The following is a 16,515-nucleotide window of genomic DNA, read 5'->3' as shown; positions in this document are numbered from 1 at the left end:
GTGAATATTTAGAATTGTCCACTTACCTTTTCAAATAATAGCATAAATTAAAGCATTATTCAATAATTTTACACAATTCTGTGAATGAATTTTAAGAAAACTTTTCGGTAACCCCCCGTGAATAACCCGCTAAGCCATAAACCATGGCCTTTTGGAGGCAAACAACGGGTGGGCGGTTTCAATCCGGTGGGGATTGGGGAGCGTGATTATCTCCGATACCACCGCCATATTGCATTATATCGTTATTTTTTAGCAAAGGCAACGTAATTTTTTCATTTTCTGCACTTTTCGGAAATCATTCACAAAACCAAAAAAGAGAGATCCGCAGATCCCTCTTTCGGCATGGTTTTATTCTTCAGATTCTTTGGAGATCAGAACCTTTTGCTTGCATCCTTCGTTGGAGCACTCCAGATAAGTCCCCTCTTTCTTGGAATACTTCTTGTACATGAGGCTCTTGCAGACTGGGCAGGGGTCTTTCACCGGCTCATACCAGCTGACATAGTTACATTCAGGATAGCGGGAACATCCGAAGAACTTCCGTCCCTTCTTGGACTTGCGCTGCAGCACATCGCCCTCGTGACAGGTGGGACATTTCACATCCAGTTTGTCCACGATGGGTTTTGTATTTTTGCAGTCCGGATACCCGGAACAGGCCAGGAACTTGCCGAAGCGGCCATTCTTGATGACAAAATGGCTTCCGCATTTTTCGCAAATCTCCTCGGAAACTTCATCTTCGATGGTCACCTTGGAAACTTTGCTCTCGGCCACTTCGATATCTTTCTTCAGCGGTTCATAGAAGGATCCCACCACATCGGTCCACTTCTCGCTACCCTCTTCAATGAGATCCAGCCTAGACTCCATGCCGGCGGTGAACTCCACGTCCACGATGCTCTTGAAGTACTCCACCATGATGGCATTGACGATTTTTCCCAAATCTGTGGGCACCAGGCTTTTCTTCTCCCGCTCCACATAGAGGCGGTTCAGCAGGGTGGAAATGGTCGGAGCATAAGTGGAGGGTCTTCCAATCCCCAGTTCCTCCAGGGTTTTGACAAAGGATGCCTCGGAATATCGGGCCGGGGGCTGGGTGAAATGCTGCTCCAGAAGAATCTTCTTGGCTTTCAGCTTCTCATTCACTTCCAGATCGGGGATGGAGGTGTTTTCCTCCTCATCCTCCCCTTTATAGTCATAAATCTTCATGAACCCTTCAAACTCCACCGTGGAACCGCTGGCGCGGAACTTATAGTCCCCGTTGAGCACTTCCAGACTGATGGTGTTCATTTTGCAGGAGGCCATCTGGCTGGCGATGAACCGCTCCCAGATGAGCTTGTAGAGCTTGTACTCCTCGGACTTCAGACTGTCCTTGACCTTATCCGGAGTGAGGGTCACATCGGAGGGACGGATGGCCTCATGGGCATCCTGGGCATTCTTCTTTCCTTTATATACCCGCGGGGTCTTGGGATAGTAGGCTGCACCATAGACACCGGTGATGAACTCCCGGGCAGCAGCCTGGGCTTCATCGGAGATCCGGGTGGAGTCCGTTCGCATATAGGTAATGAGACCCACGGTGCCGTGGCCCTTGACGTCCACACCTTCGTAGAGCTTCTGGGCGATGCTCATGGTGCGGCGGGTCTGATAGTTCAGCCGCCGGGACGCCTCCTGCTGCAGCGTGGAGGTGATGAAGGGGGCCAGAGGATTCTTCAGCTTGGTTCCCTTTTTCAGATTGGAAACCACAAACTCGCCCCTGTCCAGCTCCGCTTTGATGGCCTCCGCCTGCTTTTCGCTGCCGATTTCGATCTTTTTGTTTTTATGCTGTGCCAGCTTGGTGCGGATCACAGTGCGATCTTTTTGAAGATCCGCTTCCACGCTCCAGTATTCCTTGGATTCGAACTTCTCGATCTCCGTCTCCCGATCGCAGATCAGCTTCAAGGCTACGGACTGAACGCGTCCGGCACTGAGTCCCCATTTCACATTGCGCCAGAGGATGGGGCTGATTTCATAGCCCACCAGACGGTCCACCACGCGGCGAGCCTGCTGTGCATCAAAAATCTTCTCATCGATGGGACGGGCGTTCTTGATGGAATTTTTTACCGCATCCTTGGTAATTTCGTTAAACTCGATTCGGATATTGTCCTTGGGATTTAGTTTTAAGATGTTGGCCAAATGAAAGCTGATGGCTTCCCCCTCGCGGTCAGGGTCAGTGGCCAGATAGATTTTATCGGCTTTCTTGGCGGCTTTGCGTAACTTATCCAGCAGTTCGCCCTTCCCTCGGATGGTGATGTATTTTGGCTCAAAATTATTGTTCACATCCACACCCAGCTGACTTTTGGGCAGGTCCCGGATATGACCCATGGAGGCTTCCACCGTGTATCCGCTTCCCAGGTATTTTTTTATGGTTTTCGCTTTGGCCGGTGATTCCACAATGACTAACTTCTGACTCATACATTCTCCCTTAAAATTTCTCCGAATTCCAAAATCGGATTCATTGTTCTCGAATTGTCTATCTTTTATATATGCTGATTATGCACCATTCCGATAGACCTGTGAATTAATTCCCTATTCTATACTATGGTTTTTCAAATGTCAAAAGAATCTTTCCCGGTGCCCCCCTCGACGCCCCCCACTGAAGGAGGAGGATCCGGCACGAAGAGATCCTCTTCTCCAGAAATTCGGGAAAAAGAAGACCAGCCCAAAAGCTTCTTTTGGGTATCTTCGGCCATGGAGATCCCTGCCAGGCCTAAGTCTTTTATCCGGTACCTCGCCATTTCCGGATGAAGGGCTAAAAGATCCAGCAGAAGATCTTCCTGCCTGTAGAGGATTCTCGCTCCCATCTCGATGAGCCCGTGGGTCCCGCTTTTATTGGGAGCATAGATGTCTCCGGGTACGGCATAGACCGGACGGTTCAGTTCTTCCCCATAGGCCGCCGTGTGGAGGGAGCCGCTCTTCTCTTCCGCTTCCGTCACCAGAACCGCGGAAGAGAGGGCAGCGATGATCCGGTTTCGCATGGGGAACGTCCAGCGTTTGGGCCCATAATCCCGGGGATACTCACTAAGAAGAAGCCCCTCCTGGGCAAGAACCCGAAAAAGTTCCCGATTTTCCGGAGGATAAGCCACATTCAGGCCGCAGCCCAGGACGCAGATGCTTTTCCCCTGAACCTCCAGAGCGGCTTCATGGGCTACCGTGTCGATCCCCCGGGCACCTCCGCTCACCACCACCATGCCGCTTTTGGCCAAAAGCATGGAGAAGTCTTTGGTGACTCGACGTCCGTAGGTGCTGCATTTTCGGCTGCCCACCACCGCCACCGACGGCCGGTGGAGAAGCTTGATGTCCCCTTCATAGTAAAGGAGAAGCGGTGGCCAGGTCATATCATAGAGCCTGGGCGGATAGCCCTTATCCCCAATGAGAATATGCCGGGGATTTGCCCGCTGCCGTGCCAATATTTTTTCCCGAATTTCCCGGTCAAACGCCGGCGGAGAGAGCATAGCCTTCAGCGCCGCCTCATAGTTCATCGTATGGAAGGCCGCCATGAGCCGGATCTCCCGGGGAAGGTCCTCAAAAAATTGTCGTTCCATGGAAAAACCTCCGGATATTAATAATGTAGATTCTCCACATTATTATCCTCCGGAGGATAATAATCATTCATTCGAGGAATCCCCATCCCCCAAAATTCCCCGCAGAAAACTCATGCGGTGAAGGGGTGTGGGTCCATGGGCTTTCAGGGCTGCCACATGATCCGGGCTGCCATAGCCCGCATTATGGTCAAAGCCGTACTGAGGATAATACTGGTGAAGGTTTTCCATGAGCCGGTCCCGATGAACTTTGGCGATGATGGAAGCGCAGGCAATGGCGGCACTTTGGGTATCGCCTTTGATTACGGACAGATTCTCCCCCGGGTAGTCCTTCACCGGATACCCGTCGGACAGCACCAGCTGGGGAGCTACCGAAAGACTGCGCAGAGCGCCCCGGAACACTTCCTGATTGCAGTAGCCAATGCCCAGGCGGTCAATGTCCAGGTTGCTCATCTCATAGATGGCATAGGTCAGCGCTTTTTCCCGGATGATTTCATCCAGCTCTTCCCGCATTTTTTTGCTCAGTTTCTTGGAGTCATTGATCCCCAGAATCAGATCTTCCAGCTCGCTGCCGGGGGGTAACATCACCGCTGCGGCGACAATGGGACCCGCCAAGGGACCTCGACCCACCTCGTCCACCCCAGCCACCCGCTTTCCGAAGGCTTCGTCGAAGGTGTATAACGCCTTCACCCGCTGGATCTCGCGGTTTCGTTTTTCCCTTTCCTTTTGGATTCGGAGCCCCAGGGCCTGGACGGATTTTCGGGGATCCGCAGCCAGCGCCTGAAGGATCTCCTCCGGCGCGCTTCGCACTTCCTCCTCATGGGCCTGGAGAAACTGCCGGATCTCTTCCACGCTGCCTGACGGCATCTTATCCTTCATTCTCCACCTCCGGCCACTCCAGGGAAATGGGCCCCATCTTGGCGCCGCGGAACTCATCCAAAAGCATGACGGCTACTCGGCGATAGTCCACTTCCCCGCCCCTGATGATGCATCCGCGTTTTCGGGCGATGTTCTCCAGATTCTCCAGGGGATCCTCGGAAAACTCTTCCAGTCCATAGCGTTCCACAAGGCGGCTCTTGTAGTTCTTGGAGAGCCTCTCCACCAGCCGAAGCGCCAGGGTTTCGATGTCCATGATCTCGTCCTTGATGGCGCCGGTGAAGGCCAAATTTAGCGAGGTCTCCTCCTCAAACTTCGGCCAGAGAATCCCGGGGGTGTCCAGGAGCTCCAGGTCATCCTTGGTCTTGATCCACTGTTTGTTTTTCGTGACGCCGGGACGGTCTCCCACCTTGGCGATGCTGTTCTTGGCCATTTTATTAATGAAGGAGCTTTTCCCCACATTGGGGATCCCCACCACCATGGCGCGGATCTGGGAATGGACAATTCCCCGGTCCCGATTGCGCTGCAGCTTTTCTTTCAGCAGCTCCTGGAGGGCCGGTTTCAGCGTGTTCAAGCCTTTTCCCGTCATGGAGTTCACCTCCAGCACCAGGGTCTGTTCATTTTCCAGCACTTTCTTCCAGGCCCGGGTCACCCGATCCTCAGCCAGATCCGCTTTATTCAGCAGGATGATCCGGGGCTTATTCCCCAGAAGCTTTTCAATCTCCGGATTTTTTGAGGAACGCACAATACGGGCGTCCCGGATTTCGATGACGGCATCCACGAGCTTCAGATTCGCCTGAATCTCCCGGCGGGTTTTCACCATATGCCCCGGAAACCAGTTGATTTTCATATCCATTTTTCTTGTCCTCCTCCGGGCCTTGACCCCGACTGCCTTCCCGAACTTTTTCCGGGATAGACCCAATAACGGCGAACGATTTCCTCGCCGTCTTCCACTTCATTCTCCAATATCCCGCCGCCATGGCGGATCACTGCTTCCGAAGCGGGATTGCTCTTGTTGCAGGTGATGAGGGCTTTAGCGATGCCCCTTTGGGCCAGCATCTCCAGGAGAAGGTCCAGCATGGCTTTGCCATAGCCCTGGCCCCGCTTACCGGGAACGACCCCATAACCGATCTGGCCGCCCACCCCCAGGAGGTAGGCATTGAGCCCATGGCGATAGGCGATGGCCCCAACGATTTCCCCTTCATCGAGGAGAAACCAGAGCTCTGCGGTAACCCAGCCCGAAGGGGCCTGGGTTTCCAGCTCCCGGGTTTTTAGCAGCCATTCCTCGAAGTTTAAATCGAAAAATCTAGCCCCATAGGGCACGGTTTTTTCTCCAGACTTTCTCCAGTCCTCCTGATAACGAAGGAGAGCTTCTTTCAGCTCTTCCGTAGCTTTCCTCAGTTCCATCCCGCTCTCCCCTTCCAAAATTACCAAAATCTTCGGTTTCTGATCCGATTATACAGGAATTTTCCGGGGAAGCCTATGATTCCGCTTCAGCCCTGGCGAAAAAATCTTCCCAATAAAAAAGAGACCGAAGTCCCTTTCTTATGTCTTACTTAGCGTCTTTAACTTTTGCAGCCTTACCCACTCTGTCTCTGAGGTAGAACAGCTTCGCTCTGCGGACACGACCATTGCGGACAACTTCAACCTTGTCCACGGATGGAGAATTCACAGGGAATGTTCTTTCCACGCCTACGCCATAAGCCAGTCGTCTTACGGTGAAGGTCTGTCTAACGCCGCCGTTCTGGATCTTGATGACGGTGCCCTCAAATACCTGGATTCTTTCCTTGTCGCCTTCCTTGATCTTAACGTGAACCTTGATGGTATCTCCCACGTTAAAGGTTGGTAGGGCAACTTCTCTCAGCTGTTCAGCTTCGATTGCTCTGATTAATTCGTTCATGTGCATTCCCTCCTATAGATAAATTGACGTTCATACAGAAGTAGACTTCTCAGTGGACCGCCCGTACTAGCACAAAGTATATTGTATCACAGCCGCGGATTATCTGACAAGATAAATCGAAAAGTTTTGGCCCTCATTCGATTCCCGCATTCTCATCATACCTGAATTCGGCAGTTCTGCCTAGAAATATTCCATGAATTTTCCCGGTTACTCGGAGGTTTCTTCCTTCTCCCATTCCGGGTCATACTTGATGAGAAGCTTCCGGTCTTCTTTCGTCAAGATATGCCGGGCAAAGAGATCCGGCCGTTTTTCCCGGGTCACCCGCAGCATCATGTAGCGGCGCCACTTCCGGATATTCTCATGGTGCCCGGACAGCAGAATCTCCGGGACAGGACGCCCCTCGTAGTTCTCCGGCCGGGTATACTGGGGATACTCCAGAAGATTCTCCGAAAAGCTTTCCTCCACGGAACTGTCATCGGTACCCAGGACCCCCTCCCGGAGCCTGAGGATGCTGTCGAGGATGGGAATGGCCGCCATTTCCCCGCCGGTGAGCACAAAGTCTCCCAGGGAAATCTCCTCATCGATGACGTCATATAGCCGTTCATCAATGCCTTCATAGTGCCCGCAAAGAAAGATCAGCTCCTCCTTCTTCGCCAGTTCCCGGGCCATTTCCTGGGTGAAGGTCTTTCCCCGGGGACCGAGAAAAATCACCGGACCGGAGTTCACCTTCTTCACCTCCCGGAGGGCATCCTCGATGGGCTGCACCGCCATGACGAGACCTGCGCCTCCGCCATAGGGGTAATCATCCACCTTTTTATGTTTGTCCTTGGAGAAGTCCCGAATATTCACCGGATTTAAGGTGAACAGCCCCTTCTCCTTGGCCCTCCCCATGATGCTCGTATCAAAGATCTGGAACATTTCCGGGAACAGGGTGAGTACTTCAATCCTCATCGGACCACTCCCTCACGGGACGGATGGTGATGAGGCCCGCTTCCACATCCACACTCTCCACGATGGTCTTCAGCGCCGGAATCAGAAGCTCCTTGGGCTGCTGAATCCAGTAGACGTCGTTGGATCCGGTGTAGATCACATCATAGACTTTTCCCAGGGCCTTCCCCTCGGTGTCCACCACCTGACACTCTTTGAGATCCTCAATGAAATAGGCGTCCTTTTCCAGTTTCACCGCTTCTTCCCGGGGCACTTCCAAACGCTTTCCCCGGAGCTTCTCCGCGTCATCGACGCTTTCTGCGCCTTCCAGCTTCATGATGGCCCGGTCTGCGCCCACGGTGACATAGAGGACCTTCACTTCTTTTCCGTCGATGAAGACCCGCTTCAGCTTCAGGAACCGATTGATGTCATCCGTCTGGGGGAAGACCTTCACTTCGCCTTTGACGCCGTGAGGCTTGGTGATTTCTCCTATGGTCAGATATTTCTTCATAACTCCCTCTTTGCCGATAATGGAGCAATAGCCCACTTATTCCTAAGCAGGCTACTTCTCGCAATCAGCTATACAATTTCTACGTGGACTTTCTTGTTTTCCTTCATCGAAGCCGCTTTGACCACGGTTCGGATCGCCTTGGCAATCTTTCCCTGCTTTCCGATGACCTTCCCCATATCTTCAGCATGTACGCGAAGCTCCAGGGTAATCAGGGAATCGCCGGCCACTTCGGTGACAGAAACTTCTTCGGGATGATCAACCAATTCCTTAGCGATAAACTCAACTAATTCTTTCATCTTGTCCCCTCCCGGAAGTTTTACTTCTTAATTCCAGCCTTGTCGAACAGTCTAGCCACAACGTCTGTGGGCTGAGCGCCCTTGTTGAGCCACTCGGTAGCCTTTTCAGCGTCGATCTTTACTTCCTTGGGTACGCTTACGGGATTGTAGTAACCGATCTCCTCGATAAACTTTCCGCCTCTGGGGCTTCTGGAGTCTGCAACCACCAATCTGTAGAAAGGTGCCTTGTTGGAACCCATTCTTCTCAATCTGATTTTTACTGCCATTTAAATTCACCTCCTGATTATTTTACGTTAAAAGGGCAACTTGCCGAGGAATCCTTTTTTGGATCCTTTCTGCATACTTCCCATTTGCTTCATCATTTTCTTCATATTCTCAAATCCCTTGAGGAGCTTGTTCACATCCTGGATAGTCACGCCTGCGCCTTTGGCGATGCGCTTCTTCCGGGACGGATTCTCCACCAGTTTGGGGTTTCGCCTCTCCTTCAGCGTCATCGAGTAGATGATGCTTTTGGTTTTCAGCATTTCCCGTTCACTGTCGTCCATATCGATTCCCTTGAGCTCCTTGGAGTTCATGCCGGGAATCATCTCCATGATTTTGTTCAGAGGTCCCAGTTTCTGCATCTGTTCAAAGGCTTTGAGGTAGTCTTCAAAATTGAATTCCTTGCTCATCATCTTTGAGCCCAGTTCCCGGGCTTCCTTCTCATCAATGGCGGTTTGGGCTTTTTCAATGAGACTGAGAACATCGCCCATGCCGAGAATTCGGCTGGCCATGCGTTCGGGATGGAAGACTTCCAGGTCGTTCATCTTTTCGCCAATACCGGAGAACTTGATGGGTTTCCCCGTCACTTCCCGGATGGACAGTGCGGCACCGCCTCGGGTGTCACCATCCAGCTTCGTGAGAATCACGCCGGTGATGTCCAATGTGTTGTTGAAGCTTTCCGCCACATTGACCGCATCCTGACCCGTCATGGAATCCACCACCAGAAGCGTTTCCATAGGTCTCACCGAAGACTTGATATTCTTCAGTTCCTCCATGAGGGCTTCATCAATATGGAGTCTTCCTGCGGTGTCAATGATGACGACATCGCATCCTTCTTTTCGGGCATATTCCATCGACGCTTTGGCGATATCCACCGGGCTTACATTGTCCCCCATGGCGAATACCGGAATGTCGATCTGTTTGCCCACGATCTGCAGCTGTTTAATGGCTGCAGGTCGGTAAATGTCTGCTGCGACAAGAAGCGGCTTCCGGTTTCTTTTCCGGAGATACAGCGCCAGCTTGCCAGCCATGGTGGTTTTACCTGCTCCCTGAAGACCGACCAGCATAAATGCCGTGATGGACGAGTCGAAGTTAAGCTTTGCTTCGCTGCCCCCCATGAGCGCCGTCAGTTCTTCATTGACAATTTTTACCACTTGCTGACCGGGGGTGAGACTTTCTAAAACCTCACTGCCCATGGCCTTTTCGCTGACATTCTTCACGAAGGTTTTCACCACCTTGAAGTTGACGTCAGCTTCCAGAAGGGCTAGCCGTACTTCCCGCATGGCTTCTTTAATGTCAGATTCATTCAGCTTCCCTTTTCCGCGAAGCTTTTTGAACGCTTCTTGGAGTCTTTCCGCTAAACTGTCGAAGGCCATGTCATCCCTCCTATAACTCCTCCAGGAGTCTTTCGATTTCACTGCTGTTCCAATTCTTTTCCTTGAGAATTCCCAAGATCTCTACTTTGACCTGCTGTGCCTTTTGAGCACGTTCCAGAAGATTAAGCTTATCTTCATAGTCAAGCAGCGTCTTGTGACATCTCTTGATCAGGTCATGAATCGCCTGTCTGCTGGTTTCCTGGTTTTCTGCAATTTCCGAAAGCGAGTAGTCCATATTATAGTACTGATCCATAATATACTGCTGCTTCTCCGTTAAAAGCTTGCCATAAAAATCCATCAACAAGGATATTTCAAATCTGCTCTCCATAACCTCACCTACCACATGGATAAGTTTACCGAAAAAGGAAAGGGGTGTCAAGTATTTTTACTTCACACCCCAAAACTTTTTTCGAACCTTCTTTTCATCTTATTTTGAGCGGATCTTTCCCGTTGACGGGCATCGGATATCCCCTTCGCCCCCTTCACCTTGGGATGCTCAATTTGGAGGAGATTTCCGCCTAGATGAGGGCCTCGGCAAAGGCCTTGGCATCAAAGTCCTCCAGATCATCGATGCCTTCGCCGACGCCGATGTAGACCACCGGAATCTTCAGCATTTCTTTGATGGAGAGGACGACGCCGCCCTTGGCGGTGCCATCGAGCTTGGTCAGGATGATCCCATCCAGCTGAGCCACCTTCTGGAACTCCTGGGCCTGAATCACCGCATTTTGACCGCTGGTGCCATCCAGAACCAGAAGAGAGTAAATGGTGGCTTCCGGATACTCCCGGTCAATGATCCGGCGGATCTTTTCCAGTTCGTTCATCAGGTTCTTCTTGTTGTGGAGCCGTCCGGCCGTGTCGCAAAGGAGCACATCAGCTTTTCGTCCCCGCAGGGCCTCCAGGGCGTCAAACACCACGGCGGCGGGGTCCGAACCCTCCTGATGGCGAACGATGTCCACGTCTGCCCGCTTGGCCCAGATCTCCAGCTGATCGATGGCCGCTGCCCGGAAGGTATCCGCTGCCGCCAAAATCACTTTCTTTCCTTCGGCCTTGTATTTGTAGGCCAGTTTCCCGATGGAGGTGGTCTTTCCCACCCCATTGACGCCCATGACCAAAATCACTGTGGGTCTTTCCACCCGAAAATCATGCCCGCCTTCGGCCATGAATTCGGCGATGACCTCCTTCAGAGCCCCTTTCACCAGGCTCACCTCGGAGATCTTCTCCAGACGGATCTTCATCCGGAGCTTCTCGATGATCTTCATGGAGGTCTCGTAGCCGATGTCGGAGCTGATGAGCACTTCCTCCAGCTCTTCAAAAAGATCCTCGTCAATGGTCAGCGCCAGCCCCAGGACTTCATTCATCTTTCCGGTGATGTTGTCCCGGGTCTTGGCCAGACTGGTTTTTAGCTTTTCAAAAAAATTAGCCATTTGTCCTCCTTGCTTCGGAAAGGTCCATGGAGATGATCTTGGAGATCCCCTTTTCCTCCATGGTAACGCCATAGAGGGCATCGGCCGCTTCCATGGTTCCCTTTCGGTGAGTGATCAGTATAAACTGCGTATCCCGGGCAAACTCCGTCAGGAACTCTGCAAAGCGGTAGACGTTGGCATCATCCAGCGCCGCTTCAATCTCGTCCAGAATACAGAAGGGAGTGGGTTTCATCCGAAGGATGGCGAAGGTCAGGGCAATGGCCGACAGCACCTTCTCCCCACCGCTCATGAGGTTGATGTTCTGCAGCTTCTTGCCCGGAGGCTGAACGCTGATCTCAATGGGCGCCTCCAGAATATCCCCTTCTCCGAGGAGAAGATTCGCCTGTCCTCCCTGGAAGAGGCGCCGGAAGGTGTCGTTGAAGTTCTCATTGAGCACCTTGAAGTTCTCCGTGAACATGGCCCGCATGCGCAGCGTCATGTCCAGGATGAGCTCCTTCAGCTCCAGCTTGGCTTTCTCCAGGTCATTCTTCTGCCCCGTGAGAAACTCCCGGTGTTCGCTGACCTGGCGGAACTCTTCGATGGCCGCCACATTGACATTGCCCAGGGCTGTGATCAGCCGGCGCAGCTCATTGAGCCGCTTGCGGAACTGGTCCTTATCCTCCATGGGAATCCGCTCCTCCCGGGCTTCCGCCAGGGTGAGGTTCATTTCCTCATTGATTTTCGCCAGAAGTGCAGTGCGCTCCTTCTCCAGCTTTTCCAGGGCCTGGCCCACCTTAAAGAGCTCCTTGTCCAGGGTATAAAACTCTTCTTCCAGGGTCCGGGCGATATTGGAGAGCTCTTTGAGCTTTACCTTGTCCTTGACTTCGGTCATGGCCATGTCTTCCAGAATCTTTTCCTTCCGGGCCACTTCCTGCTTTAAAAGCTGCAGTTTCTCGCCATGGGACTTCACCTGTTCTTCCGCTTCCCGGATTTCGGTCACCAGAACCTCCTGTTCCCGTTCCAGATCCTCCAGGGAGGTGGCGAGCTGAACCAGGCTTTCCTGGATATTCCGCTGGTTTTCTTCCATGGCCCGGTGGGCTTCATTCAGGCGAGCCTCCTTAATGGACTGTCCCATGATGAGCTCCGTCAGGGCATCATTCTCCTGGTATTCCCGGGTTCGCTGATCTTTCAGCCCCTTGAGGTAATCCCGATTTTTCTCCTTCATCTGGAGCTTTTCCCCGATCCTGTCTTCCAGGGTCTTCAGGGTTTCTTCCAGGGTCTCCAGTTCTGCCGCCTGCTGCTCCCGGTCGCGCCTTGCCCCGGCAATGACGTCCTTCTGACGGAGGATATCCTTGCGGAACCCTTCCTGGCGTTCCTTCAGCGTCGCGATGGCCATGGTCAGTTCCTGGAGAAGATAGGAGGCCTCTTTTTCTTCACGGCTTCGCTCCTCCAGGGCTTCCAGAATACTCTGGCGGCTACGGATCTCTTCGCTTCGCTCTTCTTTCAGCGTCACCAGGCTGGCGGTCAGATCCTCCAGATCTTTTTTCCGGGAGAAGATTCCCGAGGACTTGGCATTATGGCTTCCGCCGGTCATGGAACCCCCCGCATTGATGATGTCCCCCTCCAGGGTGACAATCCTTAGGGTATACCCCATTTCCTTGGCGGCGACCAAAGCCTCCTCCAGATTCCGGGCCACAAAAATTCGACCCAGAAGATTAGCGGCGATGCCCTCATGCCGGGGATCAAACTCCACCAGATCGTAGAGATTTCCGAGCAGTGCTCCCCGTTTTAGCTGGGGATCCTTGGCCTTGAACCCCTTGATGATGTTCAGGGGGAAAAAGGTGGCCCGGCCGAAGGACTTTCGGCGCAGCAGCTCAATGAGCCCCTTGGCATCCTTGTCCGTGGGGGTGATGACGTGGTTCACCTGGGACCCCAGGGCCACTTCCAGCGCCACTTCATAGCCTGCTTTCGGCTTGATGACTTCCCCCACCAGTGCGACCTTTCCGGCCATGGGGGAGCCCGAGGTCTTCAGCTCATTCATGAGGGACTTCACCGAACGGGAGTATCCCTCATAGTGGGCTTCCAGATTCTTGAGCACGCTGAGCTGGGACTCCTGTCCCCGGATCTCGTAATCAAGATTCTTCAGCCTGGCGTCTTTCTCGGCCAGCTTTGTCCGCACGGCAAGGGAGGCCTGTCGGCGTTTCTCCTGGGCTTCTTCCTCGGCCTTCTTCGTGTCCTCCGCCTGTCGGATCTGGGCAGCAATGTCTTCCACAGCCTGTTCATTCCAGCCTAAAGAGGCCTGGAACCCCTGAATCATGGAGTCGCCGTTTTCCATTTTTCCCTTCAGGGTATCGCGCATACGGGCCGTTTCCAGCTGGGTTTTCTGCAGTTTTTCCACCTGGAGATCCGTATCCTCTTCTTCGTCCCGAAGGCCCCGCTGGGCTTCTTCACTGAGCTTCAGACTTTCCTGGAGACTCTTCTGACGGCTTCTCCGGATCCCCAGATCTTCCGCCAAGGTCTTTAGCGCCTTTTGGCTCTCCTCCAGCTGTTCTTCCAGAACGTCCAGACTGGCTTTCGTCTCCTCCTGGCGCAGCGCATTAAGTTCCCGGGACCGGGCATTGCGTTCCAGATTCCTTTTCCGGTCCTCAATCCCCTGGGCCAGAAGCTTCAGTTCTCCCGTAAGGGTTTCCGCCTCTTCCCGCTCTGCATAGAAGGTTTCCTTCAGGAGGGTTTCTTCCGCTTTCTTGTCCTCCATGGCCAGTTCCAAAGCTTCCTTGTCCGCCTGGGCTTTCTCCCGGGCCGTCTTCGCTTCTTCATAGCGCCGGGAGGTCTCCTGGAACCGAAGATCCTGGACGGCCTTTTCCTCTTCAAACTCTTCCAGATCGGAGAGAATGAGGGAAATGGAGATTCCCCGCTGCTCCTGACTAAGCACGATGAACTTTTCCGCCTTTTCTTTCTCCTTCTCCAGGGGGCCGATGCGCTCCTCGTAGGTCTCCAGAATATCATTCACTCGGAGAAGATTCTGCTCCGTGTTGTCCAGTTTTTTCTCCGCTTCCTCTTTCCGGGCTTTATACTTGACGATGCCCGCGGCTTCCTCCAGAAGCGCACGGCGGTCTTCCATTTTCCCGCTGAGAATGGCTTCAATCTTTCCCTGCCCAATGAGGGAGTAGCCTTCCTTTCCGATTCCCGTATCCATGAACAGCTCATGGATATCCTTCAGACGGCAGCCCGTATTGTTGATAAGATACTCCGACTCTCCCGAGCGGAACAGCTTACGGGTGACGCTGACTTCGGAAAAAGGCACCGAAAGGCTCCGCTCGCTGTTATCCAGCAGCAGGGTCACTTCGGCAAACCCCAGGGCTTTACGGAAATCTGTGCCGGAAAAGATGACATCTTCCATTTTTCCGCCCCGGAGGGATTTCACCTTCTGTTCCCCCAGTACCCAGCGGACGGCGTCGGAAATGTTGGATTTCCCCGAACCATTGGGGCCCACCACCGCGGTGATTCCATCCTTGAAATTCAGGAGGGTTCTGTCTGCAAAGGATTTGAATCCCCGGATTTCTATGGATTTTAAATACATCTACAAAACACTCCTATCTTCTCGTCGTTCCAGGTGAATGATCTGGGGCAGCGAGGCGTCCACCACCTTCACCTCGATGGTCAATTTTTCCGCCAATGGCGCAAAATATCGTTTCTTTCCCGCATAGAGCTTGGAGAGATCCCGCTTCCCCACGGTGAGGGTCACGGCCCGTTCCCCAAAGGTCTCCACCCGCCGGCACAGCCGGTAGGATTCCACCAGCTCCCGGAAGGCGGGATGAAAGGGTCCCGCCAGCACTTGGGCATTTTCGTTGATTTCTTCCGTGGGCTGAAGCCCCATGCGGATGACGGGAATTCCCGCTTCCTCATAGGCGTCCAGCATCTGGGCACAGATCTTCACGGCTTCCTCCAGATCATAAGGGGCATACTCCCCCTTCTGGTAGAGCTCTTCCATGGCGGTGCCCCGAAGAATGAGGGCGGGATAAATCCGGATCAGCTTCGGATGAAGCGCGATGCTCTCTCGTACAGACTGCAGATCTTTTTCCGCCGTATCGCCGGGAAGCCCCACCATGAGCTGGTGCCCCAAGGTAAAGCCAAAGCGGGTGATGAGCGCTGAGGCCCTTCTCACCGTCTCCGGAGGATAGCCCCGCTGGGATCGCTGAAGGACTTCCTCGTCAAAGGACTGGACCCCCAGTTCTACAATATCCACCCCGTACCGCTTCAGGCGGTCCAGGATCGGGATACTGATATAGTCCGGCCTCGTGGAGAGCCGGATACAGTCCACCAGGCCCGCATGCTTGGCCTTCTGCGCGGCTTCCAGAAGCTCGGTCTGTTTTCTTCCGTCGATCCCGGTGAAGGTCCCGCCGAAAAAGGAAACCTCGACGGTGGCCTGGGCCCGGTCGATGGTTTCCAGATACTGCGCTATGGTGGCCAAGACGTCTTCTCCGGAGATCATACCCCCGGTTTCTCGTCCCTGGCCGGTGATTTTCGCCTGATCGCAAAATATGCAGTCATGGGGACACCCCACATGGGGAATGAAAAGCGGGATGATCACATGCCTAGACATGTTCATTCTCCGGCTTTACATATTTCTCCAGGGCATCCTTGGCCGCCAGCTGTTCCGATTCCTTCTTCGAGTAGCCTTCGCCCTTGCCCATGGTAATATCATCGATGACCACCTTGGAGTAGAATTTTCGCCGATGGGGCGGACCTTCAAACTTCACCAGTTCGTACTTGATTTCAATTTCTCCGTTTTCCTGGAGGATTTCCTGGAGACTGGTCTTGTAGTCCAGGACGATCTCATTGCGTTGGGCCATGGCGATGAGGTTCTCGAAGTTCTTTTCCACAAATGCCTTGGCGGCATCCATTCCCTGGTCCAGGTAGACGGCGGCAATGACGGCCTCAACACCGTCTGCCAGAAGGGCAGCCCGGTCCCGGCCTCCGGTGAGTTCTTCGCCCTTGCTCATGCGGATATACTGGCCCAGGTTCCAGCTCTTGGCCACATGGTGAAGAGAAGCCTCACAGACGATGATCGCTCGGAGCTTTGTCAGTTCACCCTCGGACTTCTCCGTGAAGTGCCGATAGATATACTCCGTGATGCAGAGCTGCAGGACAGCATCGCCCAGAAACTCCAGCTTTTCATTATAGGGCATGTTCTTATGCTGATTGGCATAGGATGAGTGGGTCAGGGCCGTTTCCAGGACGGACTTGTCCCGGAACGTGATGCCGATGACATGTTCAAATTCCATACGTTAACTCCTTTGCGGGTGCTTCAGAAGTTCATTCGTCAAGCTACGCATAGCCTCAAGAATAAACCTGTAATCCCTTCCATTATAGCGAAAAATCAAAGTCCCGTATAGTGG

At 53.2% G+C, this 16,515-nt stretch carries 16 protein-coding genes; all 16 read right to left on the bottom strand.

The annotated features are described in order from the left end of the window. Nucleotides 1-348: 348 nt before the first annotated feature. The 16 genes from topA to rnc all read right to left on the bottom strand — a co-directional run bounded on the left by topA (nucleotide 349) and on the right by rnc (nucleotide 16,401). Nucleotides 349-2,439, bottom strand: coding sequence for a type I DNA topoisomerase (topA, locus tag KCG48_RS03920; RefSeq protein ID WP_211800001.1), 2,091 nt, complete (start codon nucleotides 2,437-2,439; stop codon nucleotides 349-351). A 134-nt stretch (nucleotides 2,440-2,573) separates the two neighbouring features. Beyond that, entirely contained in the window at nucleotides 2,574-3,569 is a 996-nt protein-coding gene (gene dprA, locus KCG48_RS03915; protein ID WP_211800000.1) for a DNA-processing protein DprA, read from the bottom strand. 63 nt (nucleotides 3,570-3,632) lie between these two features. Next, the gene (locus tag KCG48_RS03910; RefSeq protein ID WP_230976989.1) at nucleotides 3,633-4,445 is read right to left on the bottom strand and encodes a ribonuclease HII; all 813 of its coding nucleotides are present in this window, start codon (nucleotides 4,443-4,445) and stop codon (nucleotides 3,633-3,635) included. Further along, nucleotides 4,435-5,292 carry a ribosome biogenesis GTPase YlqF gene (ylqF, locus tag KCG48_RS03905; protein WP_211800085.1) on the bottom strand — a complete coding sequence of 286 codons (858 nt, stop codon included), beginning with the start codon at nucleotides 5,290-5,292 and terminating at the stop codon, nucleotides 4,435-4,437. Before ylqF ends, KCG48_RS03910 begins: the two co-directional genes overlap by 11 nt. Continuing rightward, entirely contained in the window at nucleotides 5,289-5,849 is a 561-nt protein-coding gene (locus KCG48_RS03900; protein WP_211799999.1) for a GNAT family N-acetyltransferase, read from the bottom strand. The genes ylqF and KCG48_RS03900 overlap by 4 nt, the downstream gene beginning before the upstream one ends. Before the next feature lie 145 nt (nucleotides 5,850-5,994). After that, nucleotides 5,995-6,342, bottom strand: a complete 348-nt coding sequence (gene rplS, locus KCG48_RS03895; RefSeq protein WP_211799998.1) for a 50S ribosomal protein L19 — start codon at nucleotides 6,340-6,342, stop codon at nucleotides 5,995-5,997. 207 nt (nucleotides 6,343-6,549) lie between these two features. Continuing rightward, nucleotides 6,550-7,293, bottom strand: coding sequence for a tRNA (guanosine(37)-N1)-methyltransferase TrmD (gene trmD, locus KCG48_RS03890; protein ID WP_211799997.1), 744 nt, complete (start codon nucleotides 7,291-7,293; stop codon nucleotides 6,550-6,552). Further along, the gene (gene rimM, locus KCG48_RS03885; RefSeq protein ID WP_211799996.1) at nucleotides 7,283-7,780 is read right to left on the bottom strand and encodes a ribosome maturation factor RimM; all 498 of its coding nucleotides are present in this window, start codon (nucleotides 7,778-7,780) and stop codon (nucleotides 7,283-7,285) included. The genes trmD and rimM overlap by 11 nt, the downstream gene beginning before the upstream one ends. Nucleotides 7,781-7,848: 68 nt before the next feature. Next, complete coding sequence (locus KCG48_RS03880) at nucleotides 7,849-8,076, bottom strand: KH domain-containing protein (RefSeq protein ID WP_211799995.1); 228 nt, start codon at nucleotides 8,074-8,076, stop codon at nucleotides 7,849-7,851. Between the two features lie 20 nt (nucleotides 8,077-8,096). Continuing rightward, nucleotides 8,097-8,342: a 30S ribosomal protein S16 gene (gene rpsP, locus KCG48_RS03875; RefSeq protein ID WP_211799994.1), complete on the bottom strand. Its 246-nt coding sequence runs from the start codon at nucleotides 8,340-8,342 to the stop codon at nucleotides 8,097-8,099. Nucleotides 8,343-8,369: 27 nt separating this feature from the next. Continuing rightward, nucleotides 8,370-9,713 (bottom strand): signal recognition particle protein, encoded by a 1,344-nt coding sequence (gene ffh / locus KCG48_RS03870; RefSeq protein WP_211799993.1) that lies wholly within the window; start codon nucleotides 9,711-9,713, stop codon nucleotides 8,370-8,372. A 10-nt stretch (nucleotides 9,714-9,723) separates the two neighbouring features. Next, nucleotides 9,724-10,041 (bottom strand): putative DNA-binding protein, encoded by a 318-nt coding sequence (locus KCG48_RS03865; RefSeq protein WP_211799992.1) that lies wholly within the window; start codon nucleotides 10,039-10,041, stop codon nucleotides 9,724-9,726. 190 nt (nucleotides 10,042-10,231) lie between these two features. Continuing rightward, complete coding sequence (ftsY, locus tag KCG48_RS03860) at nucleotides 10,232-11,137, bottom strand: signal recognition particle-docking protein FtsY (RefSeq protein ID WP_211799991.1); 906 nt, start codon at nucleotides 11,135-11,137, stop codon at nucleotides 10,232-10,234. Beyond that, complete coding sequence (smc, locus tag KCG48_RS03855) at nucleotides 11,130-14,696, bottom strand: chromosome segregation protein SMC (RefSeq protein WP_211799990.1); 3,567 nt, start codon at nucleotides 14,694-14,696, stop codon at nucleotides 11,130-11,132. Before smc ends, ftsY begins: the two co-directional genes overlap by 8 nt. After that, the gene (locus KCG48_RS03850) at nucleotides 14,697-15,719 is read right to left on the bottom strand and encodes an elongator complex protein 3 (RefSeq protein ID WP_211799989.1); all 1,023 of its coding nucleotides are present in this window, start codon (nucleotides 15,717-15,719) and stop codon (nucleotides 14,697-14,699) included. Next, nucleotides 15,712-16,401, bottom strand: a complete 690-nt coding sequence (gene rnc, locus KCG48_RS03845) for a ribonuclease III (protein ID WP_211799988.1) — start codon at nucleotides 16,399-16,401, stop codon at nucleotides 15,712-15,714. Before rnc ends, KCG48_RS03850 begins: the two co-directional genes overlap by 8 nt. Nucleotides 16,402-16,515: the final 114 nt, after the last annotated feature.

This window comes from Proteiniclasticum sediminis, assembly GCF_018128025.1.
GTDB lineage: Bacteria > Bacillota > Clostridia > Clostridiales > Clostridiaceae > Proteiniclasticum > Proteiniclasticum sediminis.
Note: the sequence above shows the minus strand (reverse complement) of the source record. Positions and strands in the feature narration are given on the sequence as shown.